The following is a 16777-nucleotide window of genomic DNA, read 5'->3' on the forward strand; positions in this document are numbered from 1 at the left end:
CGCTGGAACAACTCCCACAACTCGTCCGGCACCAGCCGCTCAACGATTCCCACGCCAACAGGCTACCGAACACGCCAAATGAGATGACCTCTAAGTCGCGACCGGCCCGGGCCGCCGTACCGTCAGCCGGCCGCTCTGTGCCAGGGCGGCCACGGCGGCGGCGCACGCCAGTCCCGTGGCCGTCAGTGCCGCCCAGGTCAGCCAGAGGGCGCCGCGGCGCAGCGCGAGGTCCCACAGCGCGCCGACGACCAGGTTGCCGAGGGTGATGCCCAGGCCGGAGACGGTGTTGCAGAGGCCGTAGTGCGTGGCGACGAGGCGGTCGCCGGACAGGGCGACGACGGTCTCCGTCTCGAAGGGGTGGACCACCGCTCGGTCCGCTCGTCGGACTCGCGCTGCCGGCGGCCGACTTCCGCCTCGTGTGCACGACCGCCACGGTCGTCGTCGCCGGGCTCACCCTCCTGCTGTTCGCCACCTGGAAGGTCAGCACGTAGGAGCCGATCACGACACGTCGCTCGCCGCCCTCCATGGCCAGGTAGGCGCGGACGGCGGTGTTGAACAGGGCGCCCGCGAAACCGGTCGCGGCGGAGGCGGCGATCAGGGCGGGCAGGTCGTCGACCCGGCCGAGCAGCCCGAAGCCGACCGTGCGCAGCAGACAGCCCGCCAGGCCGAGTTCGCGCGAGAGGTGGGCGGCGAGGTAGGGCATGAGCAGGTAGAAGGCCAGGCTGATGGCGAACTGATTGACCATCAACAGCCGTGCCGGGAGTGGTAAGGGGCGGGTCAGCCGCCGCAGGTGCCTCATCGGGCGGCTCCCTTCGGCTGCGTCGTGCCGACGTGGGTGCAGCGGGTCCAGCGGGTGACGGTGCGCTCGCCGGGGTGGGCGATCTCGTCGGGGTCGTCGGCGGGCGTGCGGTCCAGCCGGCCGTGGGTACGGCAGTAGGTGTCGTCGTAGACCGTGCCGACGTACCGCTGTGGGCCGTTCGGGAAGACGGCGACGACGCGTTTCCCGGCGGGCAGGGTGCGGGCGAGCCGGCGGGCGACCACGGCGACGGCGCCGACACTCCGGCCGCCGGTCGCGTAGCGGTCGCGGGCCAGGCGCCGGGCGGCCCGGACCGCCTCGTGGGCGGCGACCCGGTGCACCTCGTCGAAGAGGTGGTGGGCGACGTTGCGCGGGCGTACGCGGCTACGTTGTCCGTTGATCCAGGCCGACCCTCATGGATGCACAGAGCAAACGCATGAGCGCGTGCAGGAGGAGTGAGCGGCCGTTCGTGCCCTGACCGAGATCAACTGAGTCCGAACGCAAGGGCGAAAGCCGCTATGATCTCCGCGGCAAGGCTGTAGCGCAGAGGTCGTCGCGCCCAAGCATCAAGCTGGAGGACGTCGGTTCGAATCCGACCAGTCTTGCCGCCCTTGTCGTGGAGGAAAGTCGATTGGCGTCGGTTCGTCCTGGGCGGGCGGAGGGCGATGCCGCCCTCGGCGAGCCGGGCACCGGCGATGGACCGGTGGAGTGGTGATGACGCAGCCGACACCCGTACGCTGCCCCGCGATCGAGCACCCGGACATCCCGCTCAGCGATCCCGCCGCTCTGCAGCCGCTGCTCGACCGACTGCGGTCCGCGCAGCCGGTCGGGGCCGACGAGGCCTTCCCGCTCGGCACCGTACGCGCGGACGGGCGTGTCGACCTGTGCAAGCAGGGCCTCGGAGCGGCCGGCGCCGCCCGGCTGATGCCCGTCGCCGCCGCCTCCGCGCACGCCGCGCACGTCCTGCTCGGCACCAACGCCATCGGGAACGAGGGAGCCCGCACGGTCGCCGCCGCGCTGGCCGACGGCCACGGCCTGCACACGCTCTACCTCGGCTGCAACCGCATCGGCCTCGAGGGCGTCACCGCGCTCGCCGACGCGCTCACGGCGGACGGCACCGTCCGCGCCCTGTGGCTCAAGCGCAACCCGGTGGGCGACGACGGCGCCCGCGCGCTCGCCGCGATGCTCCGCCGCAACACCACGCTGCGCACCCTCGACCTGGTCAACACCGGTCTGACCACCGACGGTCTGCGGGCCCTGTACGACGCCCTCACCAGTCGGCCCAGCCCGGTGGAACGGCTCTTCCTCGGCGGCAACGGCCTGACCGCCGACGCCGCCCCGCTGCTCGCGGCGCTGATCCGCGAGGCGGGTGTGCGCGAGCTGTACCTCCCCGCCAACCACCTCGGAGACGAGGGCGCCGCGATCCTCGCCGCCGCGGCCGACCCCGCCCAGCCGGTACGCCTCGGCCTGGGCGGCAACGGGATCGGCCCCGTCGGCGCCCGGGCCCTCGCCGGCTCGCTCGGCGGGATCGAGGCACTCGACCTCGGCCGGCCACCGTCGGAGCGCAGCCTCGGCGCCCCCGCCAACACCACCGGCGACGACGGCGCCCACGCACTGGCCGCCGCCCTGCCCGGCAGCCCGCTGCGCCGACTGGAGCTGTGCCACACCGGCCTGACCGGCCGGGGCGCCAAGACACTGCTGGCGGCGGTGCCCGACAACTCGCCCCTGGAGTACGTCGGTCTGGGCCCCGGCCTGCCCCGCAAGGTGAAGCGGTCCTTCAGTCTGCGGCTGCGGCCCGTCGGCAGGGCGCACCCCGACCTGCGCGCGATAGGGAGTGTCTACCGTTGAGCTCTCGTGGCGAACTCCGTTGCCTCCCCCCGGACGAGGCGGCGAGCCGGCGCCGGATACGCCGGTACGCGGTGCCCCGCTGGATGATCGAGCGCGCGACCGCATGCCGTCTGGCCGGTGACTGGCGCGGTGCCTGCGCGGCGGCGAACGTCGACGTCACCTTCGACCTGTCCGACGTCGCCGACCACTGCGGCGACGACGTCGCGGCGGCCCTCGAGGACGACCTCCGCCACTTCGCCCCCGACCTGCTGCGCTGGCACCTCCCGCGCGTGCTCGGCGGGCGGACCACGCTCGCCACGGATACGACGGTCGTCCTCGCGCGCTACCGCCCGAAGGCGACGAACGAGGGCCGCCGGACCACGCCGTACCTGCACATCACCACTCCGGCGATGATCGACGGTCCGCAGCGGATCGCCCTGCGGTTCAGGACGGTCGCGGACGAGCAGGCCGCGGGTGTCTTCGGGCGGACCACCGAGGACTGGCGGTCCGCGCGGCACCTGTGGGACGCACGGCACACCACCGAGCTGCGCGAACGGTGCGGCGGCGGCACGGACCGGCCGCCGTTCTTCCACGCCGACGCCACTTCGCGCGGCACGGACGAACTGCCGACGGCCGATCCCGGCGACGGCGACCCGGCGGCGCGGGCCGAGTGGGCCACGCTGCTGCACCAGAAGGGCGAGACACAGGCCGCCTTCGCCGCCGCCGGCATCGAGGTGGACCTGACACCCACGCGGCAACAGGGCTGGTACCGAGCGGACCCGGAGCAGCTCGTGAGCGGGCTCGCGCTCGACCACACCCGCCTGGAGCCGGAAGTCCGCCGGCAGGTGGCCGAGGGCGTCGGCGACCGCTTCCTCATCGGCGCGCACTGGCGGACGTTCATCCTGCTGGAGCCCAGGGAAGCCGGCGGACTGCGGGCGCGAGCCGTGGACCGGGACGACGTCAAGGGTGAGCCCTTCCTCGCCGAGGCCCTGTGGCGCAGGCTCCCCGACCTCGACCTGATGCGCGTCGGAGGTGTCGTAGCGGAGCATCTGCATCCGCTCGTCCGCGAGGCGCTGTTCCCCGCCCTCCAGGACCCGAAGGGCCCGGTCGGCCCGCCGGGGCCGACGGCTCCCGCACCCGTGCGGGTCAGGTGCCGCGGGGAGTGGCACGAGGTGGCCTTCCGGCCCGGCGGCCTGCTGCGCATGCCGCACAGCGACGAGGAACAGCAGCGCGAACGCGCCCTGCGCGCCTTCGGCGGTGCCGTCGCCGGATGCTTCGCCGTGGAGCAGACGTGGACCTCCGGAGCAGGCCGCCTGCCGAAGGCGCTGCGGGCTGGGCGCCGGGAACTGTTCCTGCGCGCCCAGCACGGTGACACCCCCGGCGTGCTGGAACTCCTGGACGCCGGTGTCGACCCTCGCGTGCGGGACGCCTCCGGCCGCACCCTGCTGCACGTACTGAACCTCCTCGACCACGAGCCGCTGCTGCCGCGGCTGCTGGCGGAGGGGCTGGACATCGAGGCCCGCGACCGGCGGGAACGCACGCCGCTGTTCGTGGCGGTCAACGACCTCGGTTCGAAGGCCTTGGTGGAAGCGCTCGTGGCCGCCGGTGCCCGGCTCGACGTGATCGACGAGTCCGAGTTGTCGCTCGCCCAGCTCGTCCGTCGCTACAAGCGGCGCGACCTGACCTTCCTCCGGGAGCGGGTGGAGGAGGAGCATCCGGGCGTCGGCGCCGAGTGGTGGGACGAGTACATGGACCAGCAGGAGGAGTACGACGCGGACGACCCCGACGACGAGGAAGAGCTGTCCTTTTGAGCACCGACCTTACCGCCGCCCCCGCCGCGCCGTTCGGCCCGCTGGCGGCCGCCGACGACCTCAACCGCAGGCTGCGTACGCGACGGACCGAGCCTGCCGCGAACCCGCAGCTGGAGGCGCTCGCCCTCGCCGTGACGGCCAATCAGCCCGTGCTGCTGTGGGGGGAGCCGGGCATCGGCAAGTCGGCCGCGCTGGAGCAGCTCGCCGCCGGGCTCGGCCTGCCGCTGGAGACGGTCATCGCCAGCGTGCACGAGCCGTCCGACTTCGCCGGACTGCCGATCGTCGGTGACGACCCGGCCGTGACCGGTGTGCCGATGGCCCCGCCGGACTGGGCGGTTCGTCTCGCCCGGGCCGGACAGGGCCTGCTCTTCTTCGACGAACTGTCCTCCGCGCCGCCGGCCGTGCAGGCGGCGCTGCTGCGGGTGGTGCTCGAACGACGGGTCGGCAGCCTGGTGCTGCCGGAGGCGGTGCGTATCGTCGCCGCCGCCAACCCGCCGTCCAGCGCGGCGGACGGCTGGCATCTCAGCCCGCCGCTCGCCAACCGGTTCGTCCACCTCGACTGGACCCACGACCCCCGGACCGTCGCCCGCGGTATGGCCGGCACCTGGCCGGAGGTGGCCGTGCCCGTCGTCGAGGCCGCCAGGGTGCCCGGTGCGGTCGCACGGGCCCGTGGCGCGATCTCCGGCTTCCTCACGGCCCGGCCCGGCCTGGTCCACCACATCCCCGGCGACGCCGAGAGCCGGGGCCGGTCCTGGCCGTCCCCGCGGACCTGGGAGATGGCCCTCAAGCTGCTCGCCACCGGGTACGCGGCCGGAGCCGGCCGCGAGGCGCTGGCCGCCGCGCTCACCGGCGCCGTCGGGGACGGCGCGGGCATCGAGCTGCTGTCCTACCTCGAACACCTCGATCTGCCCGACCCCGACCGGGTCCTCGCCGACCCGGACGCCTTCGCCCTGCCCGACCGCGGCGACCGGCAGCTGGCGTTCCTCATCGCGGTGGTCGCCGCCATCCAGAGCGACCTCACCCGGCCCCGCTGGGAGGCCGGCTGGGCCGTGCTGGCGAAGGCCGTGGACGCGGGCGTACCGGACGTGGCCGCCCGGGCCGCTACCGACCTCGCGGCGATGCGGCACCTCGACTGGCCCGTACCGCCGGGCATCGACGGGTTCCTGGACCTGCTGCAGATGTCCGGGGCGCTGCCGGGCGGCAGCCGGTGAGGCGTGCGGGATGACGAACGACTCCCGCCGCTCCCTGGACATGACCAAACTGCTGGCCGCCCGTTACCGGGCGGCGAGCGACCGGCCGTATCTGGCGTCGGCGCTGTACGCCCTGACCGTCGTTGCGAGCACACAGGTCCCGACGATGGGGGTGGACCGGCACTGGCGCTGCTATGTGTCCCCCGCCTTCGTCGACGCGACGCCGGTGGCCGAGCTCGCGGGCGTCTGGGTGCACGAGGCGGCGCACCTGCTGCGTGACCACCACGGCCGGGCGGACCGGCTCCCGGCCGCCGCCCAGCGTGACTGGCACCGCGTCAACGTCGCGCAGGACTGCGAGATCAACGACGACCTCCTCGCCGACGGCCTGCGGCTGCCCGAGGGGCGCATGGAACCCCGCCTCTTCGGCCTCCCCGAGGGCCAGTTGTTCGAGGTGTACGTCGATCAGCTGCCGCCCCATGTGCGGGCGCCGGACTGCGGCTCGGGCGCCCACGGCCGGCCCGCGCCCTGGGAACTCCCCGACTCCGCGGGCCCCGGCGGGCTCGGCGAGGTCGAGGCGCAGGCCCTGCGGCGGCAGACCGCCGAGGCGATGCGCGCCCATCAGCGCACCCGCGGCTCCCTGCCCGCCGGCTGGCAGCGCTGGGCCGAGGAGGTCCTGGAACCCACGGTGGACTGGCGGCGGGCCCTGTCCGGCGCGGTCCGGGAAGCCGCCGCATGGGCCGGTGGAGCCGTCGACTACACCTACCGCCGCCCCTCGCGCCGCACCCCGGCCCTGCGCGGCGTCGTCCTGCCGAGCCTGCGCCGCCCGCTGCCCCGGGTGGCCGTCGTCATCGACACCTCCGGTTCGATGGGCGACGCCGAACTGGCCGCCGCCCTCGCGGAGGTGACGGGTGTCCTGCGTGAAGTGGGTATCCGGGGCAATCGCGTGACCGTGCTCGCCTGCGACGCCGACGTGCACGCAGTGTCCCGTGTGACGGCCACCGAACAGATCACCCTGGGCGGCGGTGGCGGCACGGACATGCGCGTCGGCATCGAAGCCGCCCTCGCGACGCGGGACCGCCCGAGCATCGTCGTCGTCCTCACCGACGGACTCACCCCCTGGCCCGACGAGCCCCCACCCTGCCGCATCATCGCGGCCCTGATCGGCTCCTCGACATCCCAGCCCCCGGCGTGGGTGGAGACGGTACGGATTCCCGCCTGACACCGGCCGGTGCACTGTCACCCCTTGCTGACCCCGGCGGTGATGCCGGCGACGATGTGCCGTTGCAGCACGAGGAAGACGACGAGCAGCGGGACGGTGCCCAGGACGACCGTGGGCAGGAGCTGGGACGTGCTGTAGGCGTGGGTGCCGATCGTGGAGTACACGTCCAGCGTCATCGTCTGCTTGCTGTCGGAGGTCAGCAGGACCAGGGGAATGACCAGGTCGTTCCAGATGGCCAGGGTGAGGGTGATGACGAGGGTCGCGGTGGCCGGGCGCAGGACGGGCAGGATGACGTGCCAGTACGTGCGCAGCGGCCCCGCACCGTCGAGGGCTGCGGCCTCCTCGAGTTCGACGGGTACGGATCTCAGGAAGCTGGTGAAGAAGAGCACGGCGAAGGGAAGGCTGATCGCGGCCTCCGCGAGGATCACCGAGGCGTAGGAGTCCAGCAGTTTGAGGTCCCGCATGAACATGTACAGCGGAGTGATCATGACGAACACGGGGACCGTGAGGCCGGCCACGAAGAGCTGGTAGACCGTCTTGGTCCAGCGGCGGGAGATGCGCGCCATCGGCCAGGCGGCGAGTGACCCGGTCAGGATGACCAGGACGGCGGCGCCGCCGGTGATCAGGACGGTGTTGTAGAGGCTGCGCCCGTAGTTCATGGCCTGCACCGCGGCCACGTAGTTGTGCAGGTTCCAGTGGCTGGGCCAGGACAGCGGGTGGGCGGCGACGTCGGCGTCGGACTGCAGCGAGACCTTCACCATGAGCAGGATCGGGGCGACGACGACCAGGGTGACCAGGAGCAGGCCGACGTGTGAGGCGGCACTGCGCAGCCTGCGCCGGCGCAGCGGGGCGGTGTCCGCCGGGGCGGGGCTGACGGCTCTCGTGGTGCTGGGGGCGGTGAGGGTCATGCGGCGACCTCCCGGCGGCGCAGGACGGTGGTGAGGAGCACGCCGACGATGACGGTGATGACGAGCAGGAGGACGGCCACCGCGGTGCCGTAGGCGAAGCGGAAGTCCTTGAAGCTGTCCTCGAAGATGACGTAGCTCAGGGTCTGGGTCGAGTTGGCGGGGCCGCCGTCGGTCATGATGAAGGGCAGGTCGAACACGCGCAGTGAACCGATCGTCGACAGGGTCATGTTCACGGTCAGGGACGGGGCGAGCAGCGGCCAGTCGACGCGGCGGAAGCGGGTCCATCCGCGGGCACCGTCCAGGGATGCCGCCTCCATCAGATCGGCGGGGATGGAGAGGTAGTTGGAGAGGTAGATGGTGGCGGTGTAGCCGAGGTACATCCACATGTAGGACACGGCGATCGCCATCAGGGCGGTGTGGGTGTCGCCGAGCCAGGAGGTCTCCAGACCGTGCAGGCCGAGAGAGTCCATGATGGCGTCGAGCGGGCCGCCGACGGGTGAGTAGAGGAACGACCACAGGTAGGAGACGGCGACCAGGGCCATCATCGCGGGCATGAGCAGCCCGGTGCGGGCGATGGTGCGGACGGCGGGTGAGTTGTAGAGCCAGTAGGCGATGCCCAGACCGAGCGCGTTCTGTACGACGACCACCACGACCGTGTAGACGAGGGTGTTCTTGAGCGCGGCGAGCACCTGCGGGTCCTGGAGGGCCTCGCGGTAGTTGTCGAGGCCGACGAACGATCCGCCGATGACGCCGTGGGCGTCGGTGAGGCTGAGCAGAACGGACCTGATGGTGGGATAGATGACGAAGAGGGCGTACAGGGCGGTGGCCGGAAGCATGAGCAGCGCGGCGGATCGGGTGGTGAGTCTCACGGCGACCTCATCGGGGGCGCGGACCGCGGGGCCTGTCGCACGGCAGGCCCCGCACTGGTTCTGGGACGGCTGGGGTGACTACTTCTTCGACGGGGTCTTCGGAATGTCCTTGTCGAGTTGCTTCAGCAGCGCGCCGGTGTCCATGGACGGGTTGTTGAAGAGCGCGTTGAGCTGAGCGGTGAACTTGTCCTCGGAGTTCGGGTAGTTGGGCACCTCGACCTGGGAGGGGCTGGTGTTGCCGGCGGCGAAGGCCGCGGCGACCGGGGCGGACTGGGTGACCTTGGGGCTCGGCACGTCGGTCAGCGTCGTGAAGCAGCTCTCGGCCTTCAGGTAGGCGCTGTCCTGCTGCGGCTGCGCCATGAAGTCGACGTAACTCTCGGCCGCGCTCTTGTGCGAGGAGGCACCGTTGACCGACCAGCCCGAGCCGATGAAGGTGAAGGTCTTGGGCTTGCTGCCCGCCGGGCCGCCGGGGAAGGGGTTGAGCGTGAACTCGAACGTGGCGCTCTGCTGGTAGTGGCTCAGGTCCCAGGCGCCGTCGACGTAGAAGGCCCACTTGCCCGCGGTGAACTGCGAGACGCCCTGGCTGAACGGGTCCAGGCCGTTCATGGTCTTGCCGTCGACGAGGCCGCTGGTCAGCAGCTGCTTGAGGTGGTCGATCACCGGGCTCCAGCTCGCGGCCCAGGTGGAGGTGCCCTTGTCGTAGCCGCTGCCCCAGGACGGGTCGATGAGGTTGGCGGCCAGGGCGAGTGAGACCTGCTCGGCGTCCCAGCCCTTGAGGTTGGGGATCTCCAGGCCGCCGATGTGCTTCGCCTTCAGCGTGTTCAGGTCGCTGATCAGTTCGGGCCAGGTCTGCGGCACCTGTGTGATGCCTGCCTTCTTCAGCAGGTCCAGGTTGGCGTACAGGCCGATCGGGATGTTCTGCTGGACGAAGTCGTACGTCTTGCCGTCGACCTGTGTGTACGGGGCCAGGTTGGGCAGCATCCGCTTGACCCAGGGCTGGTCGCTGAGGTCGGCGAGGAAGCCCTGCTGCTGCCAGGTGATCATGCGGCTCTTGTTGACCATGAGGACGTCCGCGGCGGTTCCCGCGGCGAGCCGGGTGTTGTTGTAGGCGTCGTACTCCGTGTTGGCGACGTACTTGTAGTCGACCTTTATGTCGGGGTGGGCCTTCTCGAAGGACGCGTTGATGGCCGGGATGTCGGCGATCTCGTTGCCGCCTCCCTCGAACCCGACCACGGTGAGGATGGTCTTCCCGTCGGCGGTGGTGCCGGAGGAGGAGGACGAGCAGGCGGCCAGGACGAGGGCGAAGGCCGAGGCGGCCGCCACTGTGGCCAGCCGGCGAAGACGGGTTCTCAATGCGGGCTCCTTGGACGGTGGGTGGGGCGGGCGGGGGAGTCGCTTCGGCGCAGGGGCCCGCATGCGCTGTCGCCCGTCAGGGCTGGTCGAGTTCGTAGGCGGCGGTCCGGGTCTGGATCTTCCGGATGCGTGCGACGTCGAGCTTCTCGGTCCGGTCGAACCGGTAGACGCCGTTCTGTTCCTGGAAGACGTCGGTGAGCTGCGTGAAGCAGTAACCGAACATCAGGGGGTCGTCGATCAGGGCGCCCACCAGGCCGGCGAAACGTTCGTACCAGGCCTCCTCGCTCCGGGGCGTGGTGCCGTAGCCCCAGGAGCCGGTGTCGGGCAGCCCGGCCTGGTCGGTCGGCCAGTGGATACCGCCGAACTCGCTGCAGAAGTAGGGCTGTCCGGCGTACGGCAGGGACCAGGCGCTGCCGTCCGGTGCCGCGTTCACGAACGGCCTGCCGTCGGCGAGGCCCGCCATGTCCCGGGCGAAGCGCTCGGGGTCCTGCTCGTAGTTGTGGGAGTCGTAGACGTCGGTCTCGGGCACGCGGTGGGAGTATCCCGAGCTGTCGATCACCGGCCGGGTCCGGTCGGTGGCCTTGGTGGCGAGGAACATGCCCCGGGTGACGTCGTCGAGCACGGTGACGCGGTCGGTGATCTTCTGGAAGGTCTCGTTGAGGGGGCACCAGCCGATGATCGAGGGGTGCGAGTAGTCCCGCTGGAGGACTTCGAGCCACTGGGTGATGAACGAGGCGGTCGGGGCCTGGCGTTCGGGCCGCGCTCCGGCCCTGGCGCCCCAGTCGCCGAACTCGCCCCACACGAGGTAGCCGAGACGGTCGGCGTGGTGGAGGAACCTCTCCTCGAAGACCTTCTGGTGCAGGCGTGCGCCGTTGAAGCCGGCGGCCATCGACAGTTCGATGTCGCGTACGAGGGACTCGTCGTCCGGCGCCGTCATCAGGCCGTCGGGGTACCAGCCCTGGTCCAGGACGAGACGCTGGAAGACGCGCCGTCCGTTGAGCAGGACGGCGTGGCCGTCGATCGTCACGGACCGCAGGCCCGCGTAGCTCGCGACCGAGTCGACCGGTTCGCCCTCGGCGGTGCGAACTTCGAGGGTGAGTGTGTACAGGTGCGGGTCGCCCGGCTGCCACAGCCGGCGCCGTTCGGCGGGGATGTCCAGCACGAGGTGTGCCGTACGGTCCGCATCGAGCGGAGCCGTCGCCTCGGTGATCGTTCCGTCGTCGTCGGCGAGGACGACGCGGCAGTGGTGGCCGGGGGCGTTGGCGGAGACCGGGAGGTCGAGAAGGAACCGGCCGCCGGCCGTGTCCGGGGTGATGCGCGGCCGGAGCAAGTGGACCCGGGGGACGGGTTCCAGCCAGACGGACTGCCAGATGCCCGTGGTCCGCGGGTAGAACGCCTCGTAGGTGTCGTATCGGGTGGACTGCTTGCCACGGGCCTGGACGCCGGCTCGGCTGTCCCGCGCCCGCACCACGAGGTCCGGCGCGGTGCCCGGGGCGGCGAACTCGGTGATGTCGAGGGTGAAGCCGCTGAAGCCGCCCCGGTGGCGGCCCACCTCGTGCCCGTCGATCCACACCGTGGTGTCGTGGTCGACGGCCTGGAAGTGCAGCAGGATGCGCTGCCCGGCCCACTCGTGCGGGACCGGAAGCGTGCGGCGGTACCAGACGGCCTCCAGGAAGTCCTGGCAGCCGATGCCCGACAGTGGGGCCTCGGGCGCGAAGGGGACGGTGATGGCGGAGGCGAGTTCCCGGTGCAGCAGGTCGCGCTCCAGACCGGTGTCGGCCTGGTCGATCTCGAACTGCCAGGTGCCGTTGAGGCAAAGCCAGTCCCGGCGCACGAACTGCGGTCGGGGGTATTCCGGCCGGGGCGGGACCGCGGGGGCGGCCGCGGCGGGACCGCCGCCGGGACCGTGTCCCTCCGGGGAGCCGCCGCTTTGCATCGATGCAAAATCGTTCACGCCACGGAGTATCAGACGACCTTTTGCAACGATGCAATCCGCCGTTCATAACGAAACGGCATCGAGATCACACGGGTCGGCCGCCTCCCCCGCCGACCGTGCTCTCCCTGACCACCAGGTGATGGGAAGCCGCGATCTCCACGGGCGCGTCGTACGCGGCGGACTCGATCCTGGCCAGGATCCGCTCCACCGCCGCGCGCGCCAACTGGTGCTTGTCGGGGGCGATGGTGGTCAGGGTGGGGGTGCTGTAGCGGCCGTCCTCGATGTCGTCGAAACCGGCGAGTGCCAGGTCCTCGGGGATGCGTAGGCCTCGGGAGAGGGCCACGCGCATGGCGCCCAGGGCCAGCAGATCGCTGAAGCAGAACACCGCGTCCGGCGGGTCGGGATGGTCCAGGAGCTGCGCCATCGCCGCGGCTCCGTGCCGGCGTTCGTAGTGCGGCGTGGGCACCATGAGCGACTCGTCCACAGTGAGGCCGGCCTGCGCGAACGCCTCCCGGTAGCCGCGGGTGCGCAGGACGGCGGTGCCGTCCGTGGGGTCCTGGTGGACGCCGATGGCGGCGATGCGCCGGCGCCCCAGGCCGATGAGATGGGCTGTCATCTCCCGTGCGGCGGTGACGTTGTCGATGGCGACGTGGTCGGCGCTGGAGTCGAAGATCTTCTCACCGAGCAGGAGGATGGGCGCCGAGTCGTGCCGGGATTCGAGATCGGCGGCGGTCAGGGCGAGCGGGCTGGCGATCACGCCGTCGAAACTGACCGCGCGCGACGCCTCCATGATCAGTTCCCGCTCCCGTTCGACGTCGCCGTCGGTCTGGTCGATGAGGACGGCGTATCCGCGGGCGCGCGCCTCGCCGATGATCAGGCGCACGAGTTCGGCGAAGTAGGGCACGTCGAGTGCCGGCACCACCAGCGCGATGATGCGCGTACGTCCCTGTTTCAGGTTGCGGGCCATCAGGTTGGGGCGGTATCCGAGCTCGTCGATCGCCGCCTGGACCCGCACCTTGGTGGCGTCGGTCACCCGGGCGTAGCCGTTGACCACATTGGACACCGTGCGGATCGAGACGCCGGCACGCTCGGCGACGTCTCGGAGCGTGGGGGCCGTCATGACGTGTTGACCTCTCTGGCCGGGCGGTGTGCGGCGGGGATGTCGCGACACGGATACCGCTGTGCCGGTACCGCGGTGTCGCCACGACGGTTCACGACACGGACGGTGCCGTACGCGGTGCATACAGTCTAGGCGATTGCATCGATGCAAAAGCCTGCCGCCGAAGCATTGCGAAGGGCCGCTCCGTGGCTCCATACTCCCCGACTGCGGGCTTTGCCATCGTTGCAAACGGTGCCCGCCGCACCCGCCGTCTCCGCACGAACGGGCCGCGTCCCCACCCGCCACCGCACGAGGAGCCGCCATGGCCACGTCGCCACCGCACGATCGTCGCAGACGGCGAGCGCGCCTCCTGCTCAGCCTGCTCGCCTCGGTCCTTCTCTGTCTGCTCGCCCTGCCGACCAGCGCCTTCGCCAACACCCCGGGCAACGTCCTGTACCGCCCCGCCTCCAGTACGGAGGGCATGGCCTACACCCGCATGATCCGCCTGCAGTACAGCGGATCGGCCGACGGAACGCTGCTCGCGAGCTTCGAGCACTGGAGCACCGACGGCGGCTCCAGCTCGTATGTGATCCGCCGCAGCACCGACGACGGTGCATCGTGGTCCACCCTGTCGACGGTCCCCGGCGACACCTTCTCCTACCAGCCCTTCCTCTTCGAGTATCCGCGGACTCTCGGGGCCTACCCGGCCGGAACCCTGCTGCTGGTCGGCGCCACACTGCCCGCCGACCGGTCCGGGGTGACGTTCCGCGAGTGGCGCAGCACCGACCACGGCACCACATGGACCTACGTGGGGGCCCCGCAGACCGCACACGGAGCCGACGGCAGCGGAATCTGGGAACCCTTCATCGCCCTGGACTCCGCGGGCAGGATGCTCATGTACTTCTCCGACGAGCGCCAGAACACCACCTACAGCCAGTTCCTCGGGCACATCGTCTCCACCGACGGCGGCGACACCTGGAGCGCCAACCCCGACGGCAGCACGCGTGTGGCTCCCGGCGAGGTCAAGGACGTCGCCAGCACCACACAGGCCGACCGGCCCGGCATGATCACCGTGGCCCGAACACCGTCCACCGGAACCTACGTGGCCAGTTACGAGGTGTGCGGTCCGCAGAACTGCCTCGTGCACACCAAGACGTCCTCCGACGGCGACATCTGGGGCAGCGGCCCCTCCGACCTGGGCACCGTCCCGAAGACCGACGACGGCCGGGAGCTCTACGGCACCCCCGTCATCGCCTGGAGCCCGGCCGGCGGCTCCCAGGGCGAGCTCATGCTCACCGGCCACACCGAGTCACGCCTGGCCGGCGGGGCCCCCGAGAACCAGCAGGTGGTCCTCCTCAACACCGCCGGCGGCAGCGGGTCCTGGTCCTGGATGCCCTCCCCCATCGCGGTGCCCACCAGTGGAGCCCCGTCCGGTTGCGGCACCAACTACAGCCCTGACCTGCTGCCCTCGGCCGACGGTACGCGCGTGCGCTACAGCGCGGCGGGCGCCGCCGGTCCGTACAACTGCGAGGAGCTCACCGGCTCGGGCAACGCCGGCGTCCTGCCGTACACCGCCGACTTCTCCTCCAACGACGGTGGCTGGACGCAGTACGGCGGCAGCTGGTCGGCTTCCGGCGGCACCTACACCGAGTCCGCGGGGGGCACCGGCGGCAACAAGGCCGTCACCGGCTCCACCGGCTGGACCCACTACACCCTCCAGGGCGACGTCCGCCTCGGCGACACAAGCGGCAACGGCAACGCCGGCTTCCTGGTCCGCGCCACCGACCCGACCACCGGCACGGACAACGTCGACGGCTACTACGTGGGCGTCACCGGCTCCGACCTCGTGATCGGACGCGAGAACCACGGCTGGACCCAGTTGGGCAGCACGCCGGTACCCGGCGGTCTGTCCGCCGGCACCTGGTACCACCTGACCGTCCAGGTCACCGGCTGCGTCATCTCCGTCCAGGGAGTGCCGTCCGGCTCCTGGAGCAACCCCGCCTACCTCAGCCTGAACGACTGCACCTTCTCCCACGGCTCGGTCGGAGTCCGCGACTACGACACCACCGCGTCCTGGCGCAACATCACCGTCCGCACGGCGGGCGCCGTCACGGGCCCCGGCACCACCGGCAAGTGCCTCGACGTCAACACCAACACGAACACCAACCAGAACGCGGCCCAGCTCTGGGACTGCAACCAGGTCCCCGGACAGCGGTGGACGGCCGCCGCCGACGGCACCCTGCGCGCCTTCGGCAAGTGCCTCGACATCGACAAGAACGCCACGGCCGACTTCAGCAAGGTCCAGCTCTACGACTGCAACGGCGTGGGCGGCCAACAGTGGGTCCCCCGAGCCGACAGCAGCCTCTACAACCCCCAGTCAGGACGTTGCCTGGACGACCCCCAGGGCAACACGGCGAACGGAACACAGCTGCAGATCTACGACTGCAACGGGCTGTCCACCCAGGTGTGGCACCTGCCCTGAGCACGCCGGCCCCGATGAACGCGGGGGCGGGCCCCGCACCACGCCCGCCCCTGCGCTGCAATGACCATGCCGCACATGGTGCAGCGGATCGGGACCCAGCAGCCCCTCTGTCCCGAGTTCAGCCCAGTCCGCAGCGATCGAGTGCAGCACGAACCTGGTTGAGCCCCTCCACTCTCCAGTGCTCCCGGTCGGGCATTTGGTCGACTCGGCGCCAGCGCCAGGCCGAGAACATCGCCCAGTTCAGGGCGCGGCACCGTTGAATCAGGCTGTGGTCGGCCCCCGCATAGTGCTTTCCCACTTCTTCGGGCGTATGGGCGAGGTCGAACTCGACCGGCCCACGGCAGCACGTGGCGAGGTCCACGAAAAGCGGCCCTCTCCTCGTGTTGAGGAGGTTGCCCGGATGCGGCTCGCCGTGCAACAGCTGGTCGCCGGCTGTCTCGGAGCTGATCGCGGCACTCAGTCCACCGAGTGTGTCGCTGAGGAGTTCCCGGTCGGAAACCGACAGCTCGGGGGAGTGCTCCCGGTCGTTCACCTCTCTGAGCGCCCCGGCGACTCGATCGGTGAACTGGGGTGCATCCAGATCGATCTGGCGCAGCGCGGCATGGTGCCGCAGGAGCACGTCTGCGTAGTCGTCCGACGCGATCTCCGATCCCACAGGTTCGTAGTAGGTCCAGAGCGAGATGGCGAAGCCGTCCCGCACATGGACTCGGGGGTCGACCCGAGGATCGAGCTCAGCCACCGGAGCGTCGACGTCGGCAAGACGGCGGGCAACCTCTACTTCGAACTCGGAATCAGCCAGATGCCCCGAAGGCGCGACCCGAGCCAGAACCTCGCAGGGGACCAGGCGCAGCGCGACGCGGTCCGAGTTGTGGATGACGACCACATCGTCGACCTGAAGGCCCAGCTCCGAAGCGATCGCCCGTCCTGCCTCGACTGCGCGGCGGAGTTCCCATGGCTCCATACTGCCTCCCTCATTGGTGAGTACACACACGTCTGGGGACAACAGCGACGCCCCCGATGTCTTCGCGAACATCATTCGGCACCCAAACAGGGACCTGCACGGGCCGTGCTGACTTACAGCGTCCAGCGCTGGTCGGGCCCGTCGGAGGCGGCCGGGGGCCTTGGCGGCCAGGGCCTGCCGACCTCCTGAGGCCAACGCCTGCCGCCGGCGGTTCTCCGGCATCCGGGTCACCCTGAACCGTCGGGCCACCTCCCGGTCGCCGGCTCCGGCCTCGATCGGATCGGCGGCTGCGAGCCGGACTTGCTCTCGCCGGGCCCGTTCCTCGG

12 protein-coding genes and 1 pseudogene are annotated in these 16777 nt (G+C 71.1%); 5 read left to right on the top strand and 8 right to left on the bottom strand.

The window, feature by feature from the left end:
- Nucleotides 1-90: 90 nt before the first annotated feature.
- Together ACH47Z_RS45910 and ACH47Z_RS45915 are read right to left on the bottom strand one after the other, a co-directional pair.
- Nucleotides 91-366, bottom strand: a complete 276-nt coding sequence (locus tag ACH47Z_RS45910; RefSeq protein ID WP_399086223.1) for a hypothetical protein — start codon at nt 364-366, stop codon at nt 91-93.
- A 429-nt stretch (nt 367-795) separates the two neighbouring features.
- A pseudogene (locus tag ACH47Z_RS45915) lies at nt 796-1176 on the bottom strand (pyridoxal-5'-phosphate-dependent protein subunit beta); the annotation flags it as partial.
- A gap of 334 nt (nt 1177-1510) precedes the next feature.
- Between ACH47Z_RS45915 and ACH47Z_RS45920 the strand changes: the two are divergent.
- The 4 genes from ACH47Z_RS45920 to ACH47Z_RS45935 are packed head-to-tail and all read left to right on the top strand — an operon-like array spanning nt 1511 to nt 6843.
- A complete protein-coding gene (locus ACH47Z_RS45920) occupies nt 1511-2644 on the top strand; it encodes a gala protein (protein WP_399086226.1) in 1134 nt (377 codons plus the stop codon).
- The gene (locus tag ACH47Z_RS45925; RefSeq protein WP_399086229.1) at nt 2641-4434 is read left to right on the top strand and encodes an ankyrin repeat domain-containing protein; all 1794 of its coding nucleotides are present in this window, start codon (nt 2641-2643) and stop codon (nt 4432-4434) included. Before ACH47Z_RS45920 ends, ACH47Z_RS45925 begins: the two co-directional genes overlap by 4 nt.
- A complete protein-coding gene (locus ACH47Z_RS45930) occupies nt 4431-5645 on the top strand; it encodes an AAA family ATPase (protein WP_399086232.1) in 1215 nt (404 codons plus the stop codon). Before ACH47Z_RS45925 ends, ACH47Z_RS45930 begins: the two co-directional genes overlap by 4 nt.
- Nucleotides 5646-5655: 10 nt before the next feature.
- Nucleotides 5656-6843 carry a VWA-like domain-containing protein gene (locus ACH47Z_RS45935; RefSeq protein ID WP_399086235.1) on the top strand — a complete coding sequence of 396 codons (1188 nt, stop codon included), beginning with the start codon at nt 5656-5658 and terminating at the stop codon, nt 6841-6843.
- 17 nt (nt 6844-6860) lie between these two features.
- Here the strand turns inward: ACH47Z_RS45935 and ACH47Z_RS45940 are convergent, their stop codons facing one another.
- The 5 genes from ACH47Z_RS45940 to ACH47Z_RS45960 form a co-directional block, all read right to left on the bottom strand.
- Nucleotides 6861-7751, bottom strand: coding sequence for a carbohydrate ABC transporter permease (locus ACH47Z_RS45940; RefSeq protein ID WP_399086238.1), 891 nt, complete (start codon nt 7749-7751; stop codon nt 6861-6863).
- On the bottom strand, nt 7748-8620 hold the full coding sequence (locus ACH47Z_RS45945; protein WP_399086241.1) for a carbohydrate ABC transporter permease: 873 nt from the start codon (nt 8618-8620) through the stop codon (nt 7748-7750). The genes ACH47Z_RS45940 and ACH47Z_RS45945 overlap by 4 nt, the downstream gene beginning before the upstream one ends.
- Nucleotides 8621-8698: 78 nt before the next feature.
- The gene (locus tag ACH47Z_RS45950) at nt 8699-9973 is read right to left on the bottom strand and encodes an ABC transporter substrate-binding protein (protein ID WP_399086244.1); all 1275 of its coding nucleotides are present in this window, start codon (nt 9971-9973) and stop codon (nt 8699-8701) included.
- A gap of 76 nt (nt 9974-10049) precedes the next feature.
- Nucleotides 10050-11909, bottom strand: a complete 1860-nt coding sequence (locus ACH47Z_RS45955; protein ID WP_399086256.1) for a glycoside hydrolase family 2 protein — start codon at nt 11907-11909, stop codon at nt 10050-10052.
- Nucleotides 11910-11994: 85 nt separating this feature from the next.
- The gene (locus ACH47Z_RS45960) at nt 11995-13029 is read right to left on the bottom strand and encodes a LacI family DNA-binding transcriptional regulator (RefSeq protein WP_399086247.1); all 1035 of its coding nucleotides are present in this window, start codon (nt 13027-13029) and stop codon (nt 11995-11997) included.
- Nucleotides 13030-13330: 301 nt separating this feature from the next.
- Here ACH47Z_RS45960 and ACH47Z_RS45965 point away from each other — a divergent pair, with 301 nt between their 5' ends.
- Nucleotides 13331-15490, top strand: a complete 2160-nt coding sequence (locus ACH47Z_RS45965; protein WP_399086250.1) for a ricin-type beta-trefoil lectin domain protein — start codon at nt 13331-13333, stop codon at nt 15488-15490.
- Between the two features lie 118 nt (nt 15491-15608).
- On the opposite strand, the gene ACH47Z_RS45970 is transcribed toward ACH47Z_RS45965, so the two are convergent.
- On the bottom strand, nt 15609-16451 hold the full coding sequence (locus tag ACH47Z_RS45970) for a phosphotransferase (protein ID WP_399086253.1): 843 nt from the start codon (nt 16449-16451) through the stop codon (nt 15609-15611).
- Between the last annotated feature and the right edge of the window lie 326 nt (nt 16452-16777).

It is taken from the genome of Streptomyces sp. NPDC020192, from assembly GCF_044388685.1.
Lineage (GTDB): Bacteria > Actinomycetota > Actinomycetes > Streptomycetales > Streptomycetaceae > Streptomyces.

Bases quoted from the DNA above. Each gene is read 5' to 3' on its own strand.
- ACH47Z_RS45935 (WP_399086235.1), top strand. From the start codon at position 5,656: ATGACGAACGACTCCCGCCGCTCCCTGGACATGACCAAACTGCTGGCC.
- ACH47Z_RS45970 (WP_399086253.1), bottom strand. From the start codon at position 16,451: ATGGAGCCATGGGAACTCCGCCGCGCAGTCGAGGCAGGACGGGCGATC.
- ACH47Z_RS45960 (WP_399086247.1), bottom strand. From the start codon at position 13,029: ATGACGGCCCCCACGCTCCGAGACGTCGCCGAGCGTGCCGGCGTCTCG.
- ACH47Z_RS45940 (WP_399086238.1), bottom strand. From the start codon at position 7,751: ATGACCCTCACCGCCCCCAGCACCACGAGAGCCGTCAGCCCCGCCCCG.
- ACH47Z_RS45955 (WP_399086256.1), bottom strand. From the start codon at position 11,909: ATGCAAAGCGGCGGCTCCCCGGAGGGACACGGTCCCGGCGGCGGTCCC.
- ACH47Z_RS45920 (WP_399086226.1), top strand. From the start codon at position 1,511: ATGACGCAGCCGACACCCGTACGCTGCCCCGCGATCGAGCACCCGGAC.
- ACH47Z_RS45965 (WP_399086250.1), top strand. From the start codon at position 13,331: ATGGCCACGTCGCCACCGCACGATCGTCGCAGACGGCGAGCGCGCCTC.